This is a genomic window from Pseudomonas sp. MF08831, from assembly GCF_059862645.1.
In genome coordinates this window covers 1-1,442 of sequence record NZ_JCBCUX010000040.1, presented here as the reverse complement: position 1 = coordinate 1,442, position 1,442 = coordinate 1, and the positions used below count along the sequence as shown (strand labels likewise).

The window sequence follows — 1,442 nt, the reverse complement described above, 5'->3', positions numbered from 1 at the left end:
TGATCTGACCCCGAAATGTTGGACATCAACATTGGGGGGTGTCATGAAAAAATACACAGAGCAGACGAAATTGTCGGTTGTTGAAGATTACTGCTCGGGGAGCGCAGGTCACAGAGAGGTCGCGCATCGTCATGGGGTAGATGCTTCATCGCTTCGAAAGTGGATCGCGGCATATCAGGCGCTTGGTGCCGCAGGCCTCAAAAGTAAGAGAAAGAAGAACTACAGCCCTGAGTTCAAGCTGAATGTTTTGCAGCGCATGCGAGAGGAAGAGCTGTCCTATCGCCAAGTCGCTGCCCTGTTTGATATCCGGAAATCCGACATCATTGGCGAATGGGAGCGCAGGTATGATGAAGGCGGTTTGGAGGCCTTGTCCCGGCAGCCAGGAAGCGGACTTCACAAAAAAATGACAAACCCCATCCCGTCCATTCAGCTTGAATCTTCGGACGATGAAGCTCGTACGCGCGATGATTTGCTGGCCGAATTGAGCCAGTTGCGGATGGAAATTGCTTATTTAAAAAAGCTCGATGCCTTGGTTCAAGCGAAGGAACGAGCAGCGCAGCGGAAAAAGCGCAAATCGTGATTGAACTGAGGCAGGAGCACCCTCTGGAAGGCCTTCTGAAATTGGCTGGCCTGGCCCGTAGCACTTTTTACTATCAACAAAAGGTGCAGCAATCCGTTGATAAATACGCGGTGCTGAAGTCCAGAATTTGCTCAATTTTCGACGAGCACAAGGGCCGATATGGCTATCGCCGTATCACTGCTGCCGTTCGGCGAGCTGGCCACCTCGTGAACCACAAGACTGTTCAGCGCCTCATGGGCGAGCTTCAGTTGAAAAGCCGTGTGCGCATAAAGAAATACCGGGCCTACAGAGGCGAAGAGGGTCAGGTAGCGCCGAACCTGCTGAAACGGAAGTTCGATGCCAAACGACCGAACCAGAAATGGGTAACCGATGTGACGGAGTTTCGGGTCGGGGGGCAGAAGCTTTATCTCTCGCCGATCCTTGACCTCTATAACGGCGAAATAATCGCCTTCAAGACCGCGAGGCGCCCGCTGTTCGACATGGTTGGTGCGATGCTACGGCAAGCTTTTGAGAGGCTGCGGCCACGCGATAAACCAATTTTGCATTCCGACCAGGGATGGCAGTACCGGATGCCTATCTACCGCCGCGTGCTGAACGAGCGTGCGGTAAAGCCAAGCATGTCCCGCAAAGGAAATTGCTATGACAATGCGGCTATGGAAAGCTTTTTTGGCACGTTGAAATCCGAGTTCTTTTACCTGAACAAATTCAACAGTCTCGATGAGCTTGAAGCAGGTATAGAGGACTACATACACTACTACAATCATTCGCGAATCAGGCTGAAGCTAAGTGGCCTGAGCCCTGTGGAATACAGGACTCAAGCACGGCGGGCATAGAAGGCGTCCAACATTTCGGGGTCAGATCA

At 52.2% G+C, this 1,442-nt stretch carries 1 protein-coding gene; it reads left to right on the top strand.

Annotated elements, in window-relative coordinates; genetic code table 11:
* The first annotated feature begins 43 nt into the window (after positions 1-43).
* Positions 44-1,413, top strand: a protein-coding gene (locus AC19YS_RS32010; protein WP_096316580.1) for an IS3 family transposase whose coding sequence is annotated in 2 segments (ribosomal slippage) — positions 44-512 and positions 512-1,413 — 1,371 coding nt in all. Because the reading frame shifts where the segments join, the coding sequence is not laid out codon by codon here.
* Positions 1,414-1,442 lie beyond the last annotated feature (29 nt).